Source organism: Bradyrhizobium sp. Crot121, from assembly GCF_059512385.1.
The window spans coordinates 1-284 of record NZ_JCAMOR010000551.1 but is presented as its reverse complement, the minus strand read 5'-3'; the positions used below and the strand labels follow the sequence as shown (position 1 = coordinate 284).

General features: G+C 58.5%; 1 pseudogene. It reads left to right on the top strand.

Annotated elements, in window-relative coordinates:
- Positions 1-219 (top strand): annotated as a pseudogene (locus AC5ZGW_RS47880) (IS66 family transposase); the annotation flags it as partial.
- Positions 220-284 lie beyond the last annotated feature (65 nt).

Sequence of the window (284 nt, the reverse complement as noted above, 5' to 3'; positions counted from 1 at the left end):
GGCCCACAATTGCTGGCGACGATCCTGTTCGACAAGTTCGGCATGCATATCCCGCTCAACCGCCAGAGTGCGCGCTTTAAGGCCGAGAGGATCGATTTGCCGCTGTCGACGCTGGCCGACCAGGTCGGCCACGGGACCTTCGCCGTCATGCCGCTCTTCCACTTGATCGAACGCCATGTGCTCGCTGCCGAGCGCCTTCATGGCGATGACAGTGTGCTGCAGAAGCACACAGAAAGGATGATCGTGATGATCTGATAATCTGTGAGCACAAGCTGTGACAGCGA